The 13,753-nt window shown below is 34.4% G+C and carries 13 protein-coding genes; 6 read left to right on the plus strand and 7 right to left on the minus strand.

Going from position 1 to position 13,753, the window contains the following annotated elements; genetic code table 11:
* Positions 1-20: 20 nt before the first annotated feature.
* Both IMCC3317_RS15830 and fbp read right to left on the minus strand, forming a co-directional pair.
* Complete coding sequence (locus tag IMCC3317_RS15830; protein ID WP_160130467.1) at positions 21-392, minus strand: fructose 1,6-bisphosphatase; 372 nt, start codon at positions 390-392, stop codon at positions 21-23.
* Between the two features lie 69 nt (positions 393-461).
* Positions 462-1,466 (minus strand): class 1 fructose-bisphosphatase, encoded by a 1,005-nt coding sequence (gene fbp, locus IMCC3317_RS15835; protein ID WP_160130468.1) that lies wholly within the window; start codon positions 1,464-1,466, stop codon positions 462-464.
* A gap of 116 nt (positions 1,467-1,582) precedes the next feature.
* Here fbp and IMCC3317_RS15840 point away from each other — a divergent pair, with 116 nt between their 5' ends.
* The 5 genes from IMCC3317_RS15840 to IMCC3317_RS15860 all read left to right on the plus strand — a co-directional run bounded on the left by IMCC3317_RS15840 (position 1,583) and on the right by IMCC3317_RS15860 (position 7,631).
* Complete coding sequence (locus IMCC3317_RS15840) at positions 1,583-2,065, plus strand: GNAT family N-acetyltransferase (protein ID WP_160130469.1); 483 nt, start codon at positions 1,583-1,585, stop codon at positions 2,063-2,065.
* 423 nt (positions 2,066-2,488) lie between these two features.
* Complete coding sequence (locus IMCC3317_RS15845) at positions 2,489-3,739, plus strand: aspartate kinase (protein ID WP_160130470.1); 1,251 nt, start codon at positions 2,489-2,491, stop codon at positions 3,737-3,739.
* Positions 3,740-3,795: 56 nt separating this feature from the next.
* Positions 3,796-5,604 carry a GNAT family N-acyltransferase gene (locus IMCC3317_RS15850; protein WP_160130471.1) on the plus strand — a complete coding sequence of 603 codons (1,809 nt, stop codon included), beginning with the start codon at positions 3,796-3,798 and terminating at the stop codon, positions 5,602-5,604.
* Positions 5,605-5,646: 42 nt separating this feature from the next.
* Positions 5,647-6,408, plus strand: a complete 762-nt coding sequence (locus IMCC3317_RS15855; protein ID WP_160130472.1) for an exodeoxyribonuclease III — start codon at positions 5,647-5,649, stop codon at positions 6,406-6,408.
* A 188-nt stretch (positions 6,409-6,596) separates the two neighbouring features.
* On the plus strand, positions 6,597-7,631 hold the full coding sequence (locus IMCC3317_RS15860) for an aldo/keto reductase (protein WP_160130473.1): 1,035 nt from the start codon (positions 6,597-6,599) through the stop codon (positions 7,629-7,631).
* Positions 7,632-8,091: 460 nt separating this feature from the next.
* Here the strand turns inward: IMCC3317_RS15860 and radA are convergent, their stop codons facing one another.
* From radA to panC, 5 genes are read right to left on the minus strand one after another with little or no spacing between them, the layout of a single operon-like run.
* Positions 8,092-9,450, minus strand: coding sequence for a DNA repair protein RadA (radA, locus tag IMCC3317_RS15865; protein WP_160130474.1), 1,359 nt, complete (start codon positions 9,448-9,450; stop codon positions 8,092-8,094).
* A 1-nt stretch (position 9,451) separates the two neighbouring features.
* The gene (locus tag IMCC3317_RS15870; RefSeq protein ID WP_228054819.1) at positions 9,452-10,600 is read right to left on the minus strand and encodes an alpha/beta hydrolase; all 1,149 of its coding nucleotides are present in this window, start codon (positions 10,598-10,600) and stop codon (positions 9,452-9,454) included.
* A gap of 37 nt (positions 10,601-10,637) precedes the next feature.
* Positions 10,638-11,594 (minus strand): lysylphosphatidylglycerol synthase transmembrane domain-containing protein, encoded by a 957-nt coding sequence (locus IMCC3317_RS15875; protein WP_228054821.1) that lies wholly within the window; start codon positions 11,592-11,594, stop codon positions 10,638-10,640.
* On the minus strand, positions 11,595-11,945 hold the full coding sequence (gene panD, locus IMCC3317_RS15880) for an aspartate 1-decarboxylase (RefSeq protein ID WP_160130475.1): 351 nt from the start codon (positions 11,943-11,945) through the stop codon (positions 11,595-11,597).
* Positions 11,946-11,972: 27 nt separating this feature from the next.
* Positions 11,973-12,821: a pantoate--beta-alanine ligase gene (panC, locus tag IMCC3317_RS15885; RefSeq protein WP_160130476.1), complete on the minus strand. Its 849-nt coding sequence runs from the start codon at positions 12,819-12,821 to the stop codon at positions 11,973-11,975.
* A 104-nt stretch (positions 12,822-12,925) separates the two neighbouring features.
* On the opposite strand from panC, the gene IMCC3317_RS15890 reads away from it, so the two are divergent.
* Entirely contained in the window at positions 12,926-13,741 is an 816-nt protein-coding gene (locus tag IMCC3317_RS15890) for a glycogen/starch synthase (protein ID WP_160130477.1), read from the plus strand.
* The last annotated feature ends 12 nt before the right edge of the window (positions 13,742-13,753 follow it).

Genomic DNA, 13,753 nt, shown 5'->3' on the forward strand with positions numbered 1-13,753 from the left:
ACTAAGATTTACGTTGGATTTTATTCTTTTCCTATTTTCTCGCCAAGGCTTACCAATAATTGTCCTAAGTGTCTTCTGTCTACTTTTTTCTCGTCCATATCGTCCAATTTATTTTCAATATTGGATTCCAATTCCGTGATGCGAATATTAAGATCAGTACTTAAATTGTCTATATTTTGAATCAATTCTGAACGAACTTCCTCAATCAATGTTTCTAAAGCCTTCTTTTTGGCAAGAATATCATTTTTGATACTGTCAAACTCAGAATCATATTGTAGAATATTTTCTCCAAAAATTAAATTCTTGATTGCTTCAATCTTAGCAGAAGATGGATCTGCAGATTGAGAATTTGTTTGATCTGCATCTGCAGTATTTTTACCTTTTGTAGCCATTTAGAAGTGTTTTATAGTAATTGCGGTTTCACACAAAAATAGTAATTTTTGGGAAAGTTAATCCTTTTCCTATGAATTCTTCATAAATTCCTTGGCTTTTTCTACCATTTTACGGCTTCCGCAGAAAATAGGAACGCGTTGGTGTAACTCCGTTGGTTTAATGTCCATAATGCGTTGAAATCCGTCTGAGGCTAGTCCGTTGGCTTGTTCTGCCAAATATGCCATTGGATTACATTCGTATAATAAACGCAATTTTCCAGTTGGTGCTTTAGACGTTTGCGGATAAATATAAATACCACCTTTAATTAAGTTTCGGTGAAAATCTGACACTAATGAGCCAATATAACGAGAAGTATAGGGTCTGTCATCTTCTTCTTGTTGACAATATTTAATATAATTTTTTACACCTTTCGGGAAATGTGCATAATTCCCTTCATTAATAGAATAAATATTTCCAGTCTCAGAAAATTCCATATTTGGATGCGATAAATAAAACGTTCCAATTGCAGGATTCAACGTAAATCCATTTACACCATGTCCTGTAGAATATACTAACATTGTAGAAGTTCCATAAACTACATAACCAGCGGCAACTTGTTCATTTCCTTTTTGCAGAAAATCGTCAATAGTTACAGGCGTTCCAACAGGCGTAATTCTTCTATAAATAGAAAAAATAGTTCCAACAGAAACATTCACATCAATATTAGAAGAACCATCTAGCGGATCAATTAAAACGATATATTTATTTTGATTTTTCTCGTCCAAACTATTAATTGCGATAAAATCATCATTTTCTTCAGAAGCAATTCCGCAGACAATATTTCTATTGGTCAGTGTTTGAATAAACTTTTCATTTGCATATACATCTAGCTTTTGCTGATCTTCTCCTTGAATATTAGTTTCGCCAAATGCGCCAATAATATCCACTAAACCTGCTTTGTTTACTTCGTGATTTACAACTTTTGCTGCCAATCGGATAGAATTGATCAATCTAGAAAGTTCTCCAGAAGAATATTGGAATTCCGCTTGATTTTCAATAATAAACTCTCCTAATGTTTGATTTTTTTTAGCCATTTTGTCTACTTTGTTTCTCAGATCACAAATATCGATAATTTTGTACAACTATAACGTTTTCGTAAAAATTATAATTTTACACTTGTTATATTTGTATGAACATTTTCAAAAAAACTATGAACTATACAATCCGAAAAGCAACCGAAACCGATGTTCATGATATCTTTAGATTGATTGAAGAATTGGCTATTTTTGAGAAAGAACCAGAAGCCGTGATAACAACTCCAGAAAGTTTACGTAAAGATGGTTTTGGAACTGCGCCAAAGTTTCAGTGTTTTATTGCAGAAACCTCAGAAGAAGTTATCGGAATTGCACTTGTATACATGCGCTATTCTACTTGGAAAGGCGAAGTATTACACTTAGAAGATTTAATTGTAAGCGAAACAGCACGCGGAAATGGTGTTGGAGGTTTATTGCTAACTGAAGTTGTAAAATACGGAAACAAATTGGGCGTAAAACGAATTAGTTGGGAAGTATTAGATTGGAACACGCCAGCAATCGATTTTTACGAACACATTGGCGCAAACGTAATGCGTGATTGGCATGTGGTACAATTAGACGAGGAAGGAATTCAGAATTATTTGTCTAAAAGAGAGTGAAAAGTTAAGAGTGAAAAGTGAAAAGTTGGAAGGGGATTTTAAATTATAAATGTTGAATTTTAAATGTAAAAATGCTTGTTTTGAATAAAGAATAAAGAATAAAGAACAAAGAACAAAGAACAAAGAACAAAGAACAACGAACAACGAACAGTGAAAAGCTGAAAGTGAAAAGTTGAAAGTGAAAAATTGAAATTGGAGTTTGTAAAGAAACATAAACGTCACTTCGAGTATTATTGAGGTTAAAATATATTTTGATAGAAAATACCAAGCGTAGCTATCTGGAAGAATTTAGTATCGAGAAGTGCTAGGAAAATAAATACATACTAAATGTTTCGAAGTAGATCTCGATACATCCTGAAACAAGTTCAGGACACTCGATCTGACGTTTTGAAACTAATATAAAAAAGCAGCAGAAACAAAAAGATGAAAATATTCAAATTTGGTGGCGCATCTGTAAAAGATGCAAATGGCGTTAAAAATATTGTCAAAGTATTGCAAAAAGTTGGGTATGAAAATACACTCATTGTAGTTTCTGCGATGGGAAAAACAACAAACTTAATTGAGTTTGTCATTAAAAATTACTTCGATTCAAGTAAAGAATTGCAAGCTTCTGTTCAAGAAATTGTTAAATGTCACAATGAAATATTGTTGGAATTATTTCCAAATGAGCAACATCAAATTTACAAAGACATTAAAAAACTTTTTGAAGAAATGAAAGGTTTTTTGCATAGAAACAAATCGCCTGATTATGATTTTGTGTACGATCAATTAGTATCTTTTGGTGAATTGGTTTCTACGAAAATTATTAGTGCATATCTAAATAGTATTTCACTTGAAAATACGTGGTTAGATGTTCGTGAACTTATCAAAACAGATACAAATTATCGGGATGCAACCGTAAATTGGGAAGCGACGCAGGAAAACATCAAACAAAAAGTAAATAGAAATAAACTCAACATTACACAAGGTTTCATTGGAAGTGATCCAAATAATTTTACCACAACATTAGGAAGAGAAGGTTCTGATTACTCAGCAGCTATTTTTGCGTATTGTTTAAATGCCGAAAGCGTGACTATTTGGAAAGATGTTCCAGGTGTTTTAAATGCCGATCCACGCTATTTTGAAAATGCACAATTACTACACAATATTTCATACAGAGAAGCGATTGAGTTGGCATTTTATGGTGCTTCAGTCATTCATCCAAAAACATTACAACCATTACAACGCAAGGAAATTCCGTTATATGTAAAATCGTTTCTAAACCCAAAAAATGACGGAACTACGGTTGCAAAAGGTTCGGGAATTAATCCAAATATTCCGTGTTTTATCGTTAAAAAGAAACAAGTATTAATATCTCTTTCTTCTTTAGATTTTTCATTCATCGTTGAAGAAAATATCAGCGAAATATTCAAACTATTAAGCGATTGTAAAATGAAAGTTGACGTCATTCAAAACTCAGCAATTAGTTTCTCAGTTTGTGTTGATAATAAGTTTGATAATCTAGAAAAATTACTCAATACCTTGCGTTCAAAATTCAAAGTTACACATTACGAAAACGTGTCTTTGTACACAATACGACACTTTACAGAATTAGCGATTTCGGGATTAAAAAAAGAAAAAGAAATTCTGCTAGAACAACGCGCAGAGCAAACGATACAGTTAGTTGTAAAATAAATGAAGCAAATTGAGGTTGTTTTTCCTATATTTGTAATTCGCCTTAAAATAAATATATGGGATTGGTAACAGCTAAAGAAGTTGCAAAAGCTATCAAATTAGACAAGTACGGCTTTATTGGAACCTTTATCGGTTGGATTTTAATGAAGGTGTTGCGTATTTCCAATATAAATAAAGTCTACGACAAGCATAAACACCTCAAAGATTTAGAATTTTTAAATGCATTATTAGATGAGTTTCAGATTAAATTTGAAATTCCTGAGGAAGATATGAAACGTCTTCCTAAAGATGGCGCGTATGTAACAATTTCAAATCATCCACTTGGTGGAATTGATGGACTTTTGTTGTTAAAACTGATGATAGAGCAACGACCAGATTATAAAATCATTGCGAATTTCTTATTACAACGAATAGATCCGATAAAATCATACATAATGCCTGTAAATCCTTTTGAAGATCACAAAGGAGCAAAATCAAGTTTGGCAGGTTTCAAACAATCCATCATGCATTTGCGGGAAGGAAAACCATTGGGTGTTTTTCCAGCAGGAGAAGTTTCAACCTATAAAGACGGGAAACTAATTGTTGATAAACCTTGGGAAGAATCTGCAATGAAACTAGTGAAAAAAGCAAAAGTTCCGGTGGTTCCTATCTATTTTCATGCAAAAAATAGTCGCATCTTTTACAGACTTTCAAGAATCAGTGATACGTTTCGAACGGCAAAATTACCGTCTGAAGTATTGACACAAAAAAATAGAGTCATAAAAGTGCGTATCGGAAAACCAATTTCTGTAAAAGCACAAGACGAACACGAAAGTTTAGAAGACTTTACAGAATTTGTACGCAAAAAAACATACATGTTATCTAACACGTTTGAAAAGCAAAATCTGTTGAGTAAAGTGCCAACATCGTTAAAAATTCCAAAACCACCACCAAAACAAATTATTACGCCAGTTTCTGCGGAAGTCATACAAGAAGAAGTAGAAGGTTTACCGAAAGATCGTCATTTGCTAACAAGTAAAAATTACCAGGTTTTTCTAGCGGAAGCTTCTGAAATTCCAAACGTATTACGTGAAATTGGAAGACTTCGTGAAATTACGTTTCGGGAAATCGGTGAAGGAACCAATCAAGCAATTGATTTAGATAAATTCGATTACTATTATCATCATATGTTTCTGTGGGATAGTGAAGCAAAACAATTAGTTGGCGCGTATAGAATGGGCTTAGGAAGTCAGATCTTTGCAAACTATGGAATTGATGGTTTCTATCTGCAAGACTTATTTCGTTTTGAACCAGAATTACACAAAATGATGAGCGAATCCATTGAAATGGGAAGAGCTTTCATCATAAAAGAATATCAGCAAAAACCAATGCCATTATTCTTACTTTGGAAAGGAATTGTGCACACAACGTTGCGATATCCAGAACACAAATACCTCATTGGTGGCGTAAGTATTAGCAATCAGTTTTCAAACTTTTCCAAATCACTCATGATTGAGTTTATGAAATCGCATTATTACGATCCGTATGTTGCACAATACATTCATCCGAAAAAAGAATTCAAAGTCAAACTAAAAGATGCAGACAAAGACTTTATTTTTGATGAAACAGAAGCCGATTTAAACAAATTTGATAAAATCATTAACGAAATAGAACCTGGAAACTTGCGTTTGCCTGTACTCATAAAAAAGTATGTAAAACAAAATGCAAAAGTGGTTGCCTTTAATGTAGATCCGCTATTTAATAACTCGGTTGATGGTTTAATGTACATTCGAATTTCTGATCTTCCAGAAAGTACTGTAAAACCTGTCATGGAAGAATTTCAAGCAGAACTAGAGCGCAGACTAAACGACAACGAAGAAGAATAAAATATTCATTCTCAAAAGTATATTTTCAATACAATTAACTTCATGAAAATAATATCATACAATGTAAACGGAATCCGTGCAGCAATCAAAAAAGGATTCATAGAATGGCTGCAACAAGCAAATCCAGATGTAATTTGTCTGCAAGAAATAAAAGCACAAAAAGAACAACTCGATTTAGAAATTTTTGAGCAAGCAGGTTACAAATACAACTATTGGTATAGCGCACAAAAAAAAGGCTACAGCGGCGTTGCGATATTGTGCAAGCAAGAACCAAAAAAGGTAGTCTACGGAACAGGAATTGAAACCATGGATTTTGAAGGTCGCAACGTGCGTGTCGATTTTGACAACATCTCTATAATGAGCATGTATTTGCCTTCGGGAACAAATGATGCGCGACTCAGTTTCAAGTTCCAATACATGGACGAAATAAAGGAATACTTAACGGAATTGCGCAACGAATTACCAAACTTAGTCGTTTGTGGCGATTACAATATCTGTCATGAAGAAATTGACATTCACAACCCAAAAATGAAAGGAGTTTCAGGATTCTTGCCAGAAGAACGCGCTTGGATTGGAAGTTTCATAAATAGCGGATTCATCGATTCATTCCGACATCTCAACAAAGAACCACATCATTACAGTTGGTGGAGTTACCGCGCAAACGCCCGAAACAACAACAAAGGTTGGCGCATAGATTACAATATGGTCAGCGAACCGCTAAAAGAAAACATTACCAGAGCAACCATTTTGCCAGAAGCCAAACACTCGGATCATTGTCCTATTTTGGTGGAGGTAGAAGTGTAATTTGGGCATTTCCTAAATATTCACTTCGATAAAACCTCAGTGAACATTCAGGTCAGGCTTTCGCTACTCGCTTTTTGGATTTTTGCGTTGGCAAAATCCAAAAGAGCTCAGACAAACCGCTCTATCCTTAATGCGAAGTTGAAGTCGAAATTGAAGTTGAAGTTGAAGTTGAAAAAGAAATTGAAAACATGAAATACTCAAAAATACCACATACAGACATAAAAGTTAGCAAAATATGCTTAGGAACCATGACTTGGGGAAATCAAAATACCGAAGCCGAAGGTCACGAGCAAATGGATTACGCATTAACACAAGGCGTTAACTTTTTTGATACTGCCGAATTATATCCAGTGCCAGCAACGGAAGAAACCTACGCAGAAACCGAACGTATTATTGGAACTTGGTTCAAAAAATCAGGAAACAGAGACAAAGTTGTTTTAGCTACTAAAATAGCAGGTCCTGGCGATTATACTGCACACATTAGAACGAATGGTTTTAAACCAGAAGCCATAAAAGATGCTGTAGAAAAAAGCTTAAAACGTTTGCAAACAGACTATATAGATTTGTATCAATTGCATTGGCCAGAACGCCAAGCAAACTTCTTTGGAACGCGTGATTATAAGCATGATCCGAGCGATTCTTGGAAAGATAATTTTCATGAAACTTTAAACGCCTTAGATGCGTTAATCAAAGAAGGAAAAATTCGTCAAGTCGGAATCTCCAATGAAACACCTTGGGGAACAATGCGTTATTTGGAAGAATCTAAAAAAGGATTGCCAAGAATGGTCACGATTCAAAATGCGTATTCATTAGTATGTCGAAGTTTTGAAACAAGTTTGGCGGAAATTGCAATGCGAGAAAAAATTGGATTAATGGCATATTCGCCACTTGCCTGTGGTGTTCTTTCGGGAAAATACTTAGATGGAAAACTACCTGACGATTCCCGCTTAGCATTATTTCCAAGATTTGCACGATATAGCGGAAAAGAAGCAATGGAAGCTACACGACAGTATAATGAAGTTGCCAAAAAACACAATATAAGTTTGTCGCAAATGGCGTTGGCGTTTATAAATCAGCAACCATTTTTGACAGGAAATATTATTGGAGCTACTAAAATGGAACAACTCAAAGAAAATATTGCAAGTATTGATCTTGATTTGTCACAAGAAATCATTGATGAAATCAATGAAATTCATAGTCGGATTCCGAATCCGGCACCGTGATTTAGACTCATTCCCGCGTAGGCGGGAATCTCTTGGACTCGCTTCGCTTTTAGACTCGTTCTCGCGTAGGCGGGAATCTTTTAGACTGCTATCGCTTTTAGATTAGTTAGTTTGCGGACACTGAGCATTATTGAGATCAAAATACATTTTGATAAAAAATACCTGACGAAGCTATCGAAGTGTGGATCGCTTAGCTTTGGTGGTTAAATACTAATTCGTCACTTCGAGTAAATTTGCAACGAAAATTTGTATCGAGAAGTGCTTTGATACGTCATTACGAGGAGTTTGCGACGAAGTAATCTGCTTATCGAGGAACAGATTGCCATAAGTTTTTTCATTTCGACTCCGCTCAATGTAAACAAAACTTTCGCAAAGACGTTTCAAGAAATAATTCGTGAATTCGAGGCAAGCAATACCACAATTTTTTAATCGTTAAATCATTGAATCTTTCAATATTATTCTAAAACAAATGCGAAACTAAATCTTCAATTTTAGAGATTAAGATAATTTCTATGTTGGTGTTTTTGAGTGATATTTTATTGTATTTTGAAGTAAAAAATCGTTTGAAACCTAATTTTTCAGCTTCTGAAATACGCTGATCTATTCTGCTTACAGGACGAATTTCTCCAGCCAATCCAATTTCTGCAGCAAAACAGTTTGTTTTGGAAATTTCTTCATCTTCATTGCTTGATAAAATTGCTGCAATTACCGCCAAATCTATCGCAGTGTCATCAATGCTAATTCCGCCAGTAATGTTTAGGAAAACATCTTTTGCCGCTAATTTGAAACCTGCTCTTTTTTCTAAAACTGCCAACAACATGTTGAGTCGTTTGGCATTATATCCTGTGGAACTTCGTTGTGGTGTTCCGTAAACCGCTGTGCTTACTAAGGCTTGAATTTCAATCATTAACGGACGCGCGCCTTCTAAAGTTGCTGCAATTGCAGTTCCGCTGAGTTCATCTTCGTTTTTGGAAATTAATATTTCTGACGGATTGCTCACTTCGCGTAAGCCATCGGACAACATTTCATAAATTCCTAATTCGGACGTTGAACCAAAACGGTTTTTTAACGAACGTAAAATTCTGTATACATGATTTCGATCGCCTTCAAACTGTAAAACCGTATCCACCATATGTTCCAAAATTTTTGGTCCAGCAATGTTTCCGTCTTTTGTAATGTGTCCAATTAGTAAAACTGGCGTGCCACTTTCTTTGGCAAATTTGATGAGTTCTGTTGTGCATTCTCGGATTTGTGAAATGCTTCCCGCAGATGATTCAATATAATCAGAATGCAAGGTTTGAATGGAATCAATGATAACAATATCTGGTTGGATTTCAGCAATTTGCTTGAAAATATTTTGCGTTTTCGTTTCCGTCAATACAAAACAATTCGAGCTTTTTTGACTGATACGTTCTGCGCGCATTTTGATTTGCTTCTGACTTTCTTCTCCAGAAACATACAACGTTTTGTACGGTAATTTTAATGAGATTTGAAGTAATAGTGTGCTTTTTCCAATACCAGGTTCTCCGCCGAGTAAGATTAAGGATCCTGGTACAATTCCGCCACCTAAAACTCTGTCCAATTCTTGGTCAGAAGTTGGTAAACGTTGTTCTGTTGCAGAACTAATTTCATGAATCAACGTCGGTTTTGAAATACGTGAAACACCTTTTTCTTGTTTTTGCCAATTGGCTTTTACTTCTTTTTGAATTACTTCTTCGACAATGGTGTTCCATTGTTTGCACGAAGAACATTGTCCTTGCCACTTTGCGAACTGTGATCCGCAGTTTTGACAGAAAAAAGTTGTTTTTACTTTTGCCATATTACCAACCGAAGTCTTGTTTTATTTTAGCTGCTTTGTCAAGCATTAAATCTTTTGTGATAAAATCTATTGCGTTCATGCTAAATCCGTTTTGATACATGCGCAACGCTTTTTTTGGTTCGCCACTTTTTTCATAAAATTCTCCCATAAAAAAGTGAAATAATGCCGAATCGGGATATTCTTTTTTAGCAAGTTTGGCTAATAATTTTAAATCATCTATTTTTTCTGATTTGCGAACTGCCGAATATATTGCCATAAAATCATTGACAGAAACACGTTTTTCAAATCCAAAAAGATTTTTGATTGTTTCGTATTTATCTGCTAAATATAAATAGGGAGATGTTTTTAATTCTAAGATGGTTTCTTTGTATTCTTTTACGCTAATTGGGCGATACATAGAAAATATTTGACTCATTGCTCTCGGAATCGCTTGTACTGCCAATGAGTTGTGATCTGCTTCCGTAAAATCGTCGTAATAGTAAAAAATGTTTTCGTTTTTTAATGCGCTAAGTGAAGTGTTTAACGCTCTAATTCGTTGTGCGTCTTTCTTTGTGTCTTCTTCCGCGGTAGCGAGATAGTAGAATTTTTTCGTTTCAAATTCACCTAAACGTGTTGCAATACGTTCTTCCATTTTTGGTGCGAAATACGGACTTAGATTTATGTAGGCATCAAATAATGGCACTTCTTTGAATAAGTAATAATTCGCAAAATTTGCTGTTAAATCATGTCCAATAATCATTTTAAAATTCGCAGTGTTGTAATTTTTCTCTACAAACGGAATTAGTTCCATTCCTATAAATTCAAAGAATTGATTTCCTTTATCTTTTGGTAACCCATTGTCGTCGTCATACATACAATCGCGATCACGTGATTCTTTTTCATATTGATTAATTCCTATGACAATAGATTCTGGCATCTCGTTCCAATAACTATAATAACGCGTATTTGCCACAACACTTTCAAAGAGATAATGCGCATCTAGCACTACAATAATTGGATATACTTTTTCATCGGAATATCCTTCAGGAATATATAATTGAATGTCGCGTGTTTCATTCAGTTTTTTTGATTCGATTTTCTCAATTTTGGTTTGCGCATTTGCCACAGCAAAAGACACAAATACAACGAGTAGCATCACATACTTTTTCATGGTGAAGGTTGGTTGGTTTAGAGTAGCAAGTTAAAGATTATTTTTTGCTATTAAAAATAGGTAAATAAAGAAATGATAATCCACCCAAAATTATAACCATTAGGGTTTGCGACGACCACATAATCCAGCCGAAAGCTTCACTTGGAACGCGCGCTATGCCAAATAGTGAAAATGCACCAGCAACTGCAATTGGATATAAGCCAATTCCGCCATTGGTAGCGGCAATACTGAAACTTCCTGCAATGAAAGCAATTAAGATTGCGCCAACAGGAACTTCTCCGTGTAAATCTTCTACGGAAAGTATAGTTACATAAAACATGAGCATGTACATCGACCAAATGAAAAGTGTATGGAAAATGAATCCCCATTTATTTTTCATTTTTAAAATACTGGTTGCGCCTTCATAAATTCCTAAGATGAAATTTTTGATTTTTAGGGCAATTCCTGTTTTTGCTTTTTTAATGAAGATGATTAACGCAATTCCAAAAACCATCATGATTACTAGCAAGATGATTATTTTTGTTGGATTGAGCTTTGTCATGAGTAAATTCCAAATAAAATCAAACTGAATACATAGTGTAATTGCAATGACAAAAAGCATCACAATTAAATCAGCAACACGTTCGGCAACAATAGTTCCGAATCCTTTTTCAAACGGAACACCTTCATAGTTTGTTAGGGTTAATGCGCGCAATGCTTCACCAGACCTTGGAATTCCTAAGTTGGCTAAATACGCTATAAAAACTGCCATGATACTATTTGGGTATTTTGGTTTAAAACCCATAGGTTCTAGCATGTATTGCCAGCGATAGGCTCTGGAAAGATGACTTAGTATTCCAAAGAATACACCAAGTACAATCCAATAGTAATTTGCTTTCTTAAAATGATTAATGAGTTCGTCTAAAGGTGTTTTAGACAGCGAGTACCAAACTAAAAATACTCCCAAAAAAAGTGGAAGTATTATTTTTAATATTTTTGATACGGATGTTTTCAATTAGGTAAGTGTATTGTCTGCTTCGTTTGGAAATACCAATGCGGGTTTGAACTGCTTTGCTTCTTCAATGTCCATAATTGCGTATGTGATTAAGATAAGGATATCATCTTTGGCAACTTTACGCGCTGCGGCGCCATTTAGTGTAATTTCTCCGCTTCCTCTTGGTCCTGGAATTGCATATGTTTCAAGGCGTTCGCCATTATTGTTGTTTACAATTTGGACTCTTTCTCCTTGAATAATGTTTGCAGCATTCATAAGGTCTTCATCGATAGTGATACTTCCAATATAGTTTAAGTCAGCTCCTGTGACTTTTACTCTGTGTATTTTAGATTTTACTACGTGTACTTGCATAGGGCAAAGTTACTAATTTTAAAGTTTTTAATTCAATGCTATGTTGTCAATTAAGCGAATGTTTTCAATAAAAGCAGCAATGAATATGCGATACGTTTCGTTTTTAGATTTTCGTTTGGTAGTTTTCAAGTTTTTTATGTTTGCAATTTCAACGTATTCCAAGGTTAGTAACGGATGTTTATTGAACTGATTCTGGACCCATTCTTTCACTTTTAATGCGCTTTTCGTGCCAAATTTTTTCTTTGCTTCTAAAAGCGTTTTGTAAATAAAGGCACTTTCTTTTTTTGCGTGATCGGATAAGCGTTGATTTCGAGAACTCATAGCCAAGCCAGAAGCTTCTCTAAATATTTCACAACCAATCACATGTACAGGTAATTTGTATTTGGAAGCTAATTTTTTGATAATCATTAATTGTTGAAAATCTTTTTCGCCAAAATAGGCATTATCTGGTGTAACGATTTCAAAAAGACGTTTTACAATGGTTCCAACACCATCAAAATGACCAGTTCTAAATTTTCCTTCCATCTCAAATTCGAGTCCATCAAAACTGAATTTTTCGGCATTTATGTCAGAATTATAGATATCTGTCACACTTGGAGCGTATACAAATACATTTTTTCCTAAAGTTTTTAGCAGTGCAACATCGGCGTCTAAAGTTCGAGGATATTTCTCTAAATCAGTTGCGTTACCAAACTGAGTTGGATTCACAAAAATACTTACAAACACAATATCATTGTCAGTCATAGCGTTCCTTACAAGCGATAAGTGACCTTTATGAAGTGCGCCCATTGTGGGAATAAAACCAATAGTTTTTCCTTCTAATTTTTGAGCTTTTACGAAAGCTTTTAATGTATTTTGAGTATCGTATATAATCATTTAGTAAAAAATTAACAGCTTGCAAACTTAATATATTACTGTTAATCTGCATAATTTTTGTAATTTTGCATGTTTTACGCTGAATTTTAAAGGAATAATATTTTATGAAAAATAAAAGAGTCTTGTACGTTTCATCTGAGGTAGTCCCTTATTTACCAGAAACAGAAATTTCGTCAATGTCGTTTGAAGCACCAAAAATGGTAAATAGCAAAGGTGGACAAATTAGGATATTTATGCCACGTTTTGGGAATATCAATGAAAGAAGACACCAATTGCATGAAGTAATTCGTTTATCGGGAATGAATTTAGTCATTAATGACATGGATATGCCATTAATTATTAAAGTTGCTTCTATTCCAAAAGAGAGAATCCAAGTATACTTTATTGATAATGAAGAATATTTTAAACGTAAAGCTACGTTTACTGATGAAGATGGAAATTTATTTCCAGACAATGATGAACGCGCAATTTTCTTTGCAAAAGGTGTTATTGAAACTGTTAAGAAATTAAATTGGGCACCAGATATTATCCACGTTCATGGTTGGATGGCTTCTTTATTACCGCTTTATTTAAGAAAATATTATAAAGACGAACCGTTATTTACAGATAGTAAAATTGTAACTTCGGTCTACAAACAAGAATTTGACGGTGCTTTAGATGATAAAATGCTGGATAAAATCAAATTTGACAATATTGGTGAAGGCAATGTGGAAATATTAGCTGACCCAACCTACTCTAACCTTCTAAAAGTTGCTGTGGATCATTCGGATGCCGTAGTAATTGCATCTCAGGAAATTCCTGCTGATATTCAAGAATATCTCACCGGTTATGATAAACCCGTTCTTGAATATAAAAACAGAGAAGAATTTGCGGATGCATACACAGATTTTTACAATACAAAAGTTTTAAATTTAGGTTAACAGATTACACTT

The organism is Kordia antarctica, from assembly GCF_009901525.1.
Taxonomy (GTDB): Bacteria; Bacteroidota; Bacteroidia; order Flavobacteriales; family Flavobacteriaceae; genus Kordia; species Kordia antarctica.

What these genes read in the sequence shown, in the direction of transcription:
- IMCC3317_RS15850 (WP_160130471.1), top strand. Translation starts at nt 3,796, where the DNA reads ATGGGATTGGTAACAGCTAAAGAAGTTGCAAAAGCTATCAAATTAGAC.
- panC (WP_160130476.1), bottom strand. Translation starts at nt 12,821, where the DNA reads ATGATTATATACGATACTCAAAATACATTAAAAGCTTTCGTAAAAGCT.
- radA (WP_160130474.1), bottom strand. Translation starts at nt 9,450, where the DNA reads ATGGCAAAAGTAAAAACAACTTTTTTCTGTCAAAACTGCGGATCACAG.
- IMCC3317_RS15830 (WP_160130467.1), bottom strand. Translation starts at nt 392, where the DNA reads ATGGCTACAAAAGGTAAAAATACTGCAGATGCAGATCAAACAAATTCT.
- IMCC3317_RS15870 (WP_228054819.1), bottom strand. Translation starts at nt 10,600, where the DNA reads ATGAAAAAGTATGTGATGCTACTCGTTGTATTTGTGTCTTTTGCTGTG.
- fbp (WP_160130468.1), bottom strand. Translation starts at nt 1,466, where the DNA reads ATGGCTAAAAAAAATCAAACATTAGGAGAGTTTATTATTGAAAATCAA.
- IMCC3317_RS15890 (WP_160130477.1), top strand. Translation starts at nt 12,926, where the DNA reads ATGAAAAATAAAAGAGTCTTGTACGTTTCATCTGAGGTAGTCCCTTAT.
- IMCC3317_RS15860 (WP_160130473.1), top strand. Translation starts at nt 6,597, where the DNA reads ATGAAATACTCAAAAATACCACATACAGACATAAAAGTTAGCAAAATA.
- IMCC3317_RS15840 (WP_160130469.1), top strand. Translation starts at nt 1,583, where the DNA reads ATGAACTATACAATCCGAAAAGCAACCGAAACCGATGTTCATGATATC.
- IMCC3317_RS15855 (WP_160130472.1), top strand. Translation starts at nt 5,647, where the DNA reads ATGAAAATAATATCATACAATGTAAACGGAATCCGTGCAGCAATCAAA.
- IMCC3317_RS15845 (WP_160130470.1), top strand. Translation starts at nt 2,489, where the DNA reads ATGAAAATATTCAAATTTGGTGGCGCATCTGTAAAAGATGCAAATGGC.
- panD (WP_160130475.1), bottom strand. Translation starts at nt 11,945, where the DNA reads ATGCAAGTACACGTAGTAAAATCTAAAATACACAGAGTAAAAGTCACA.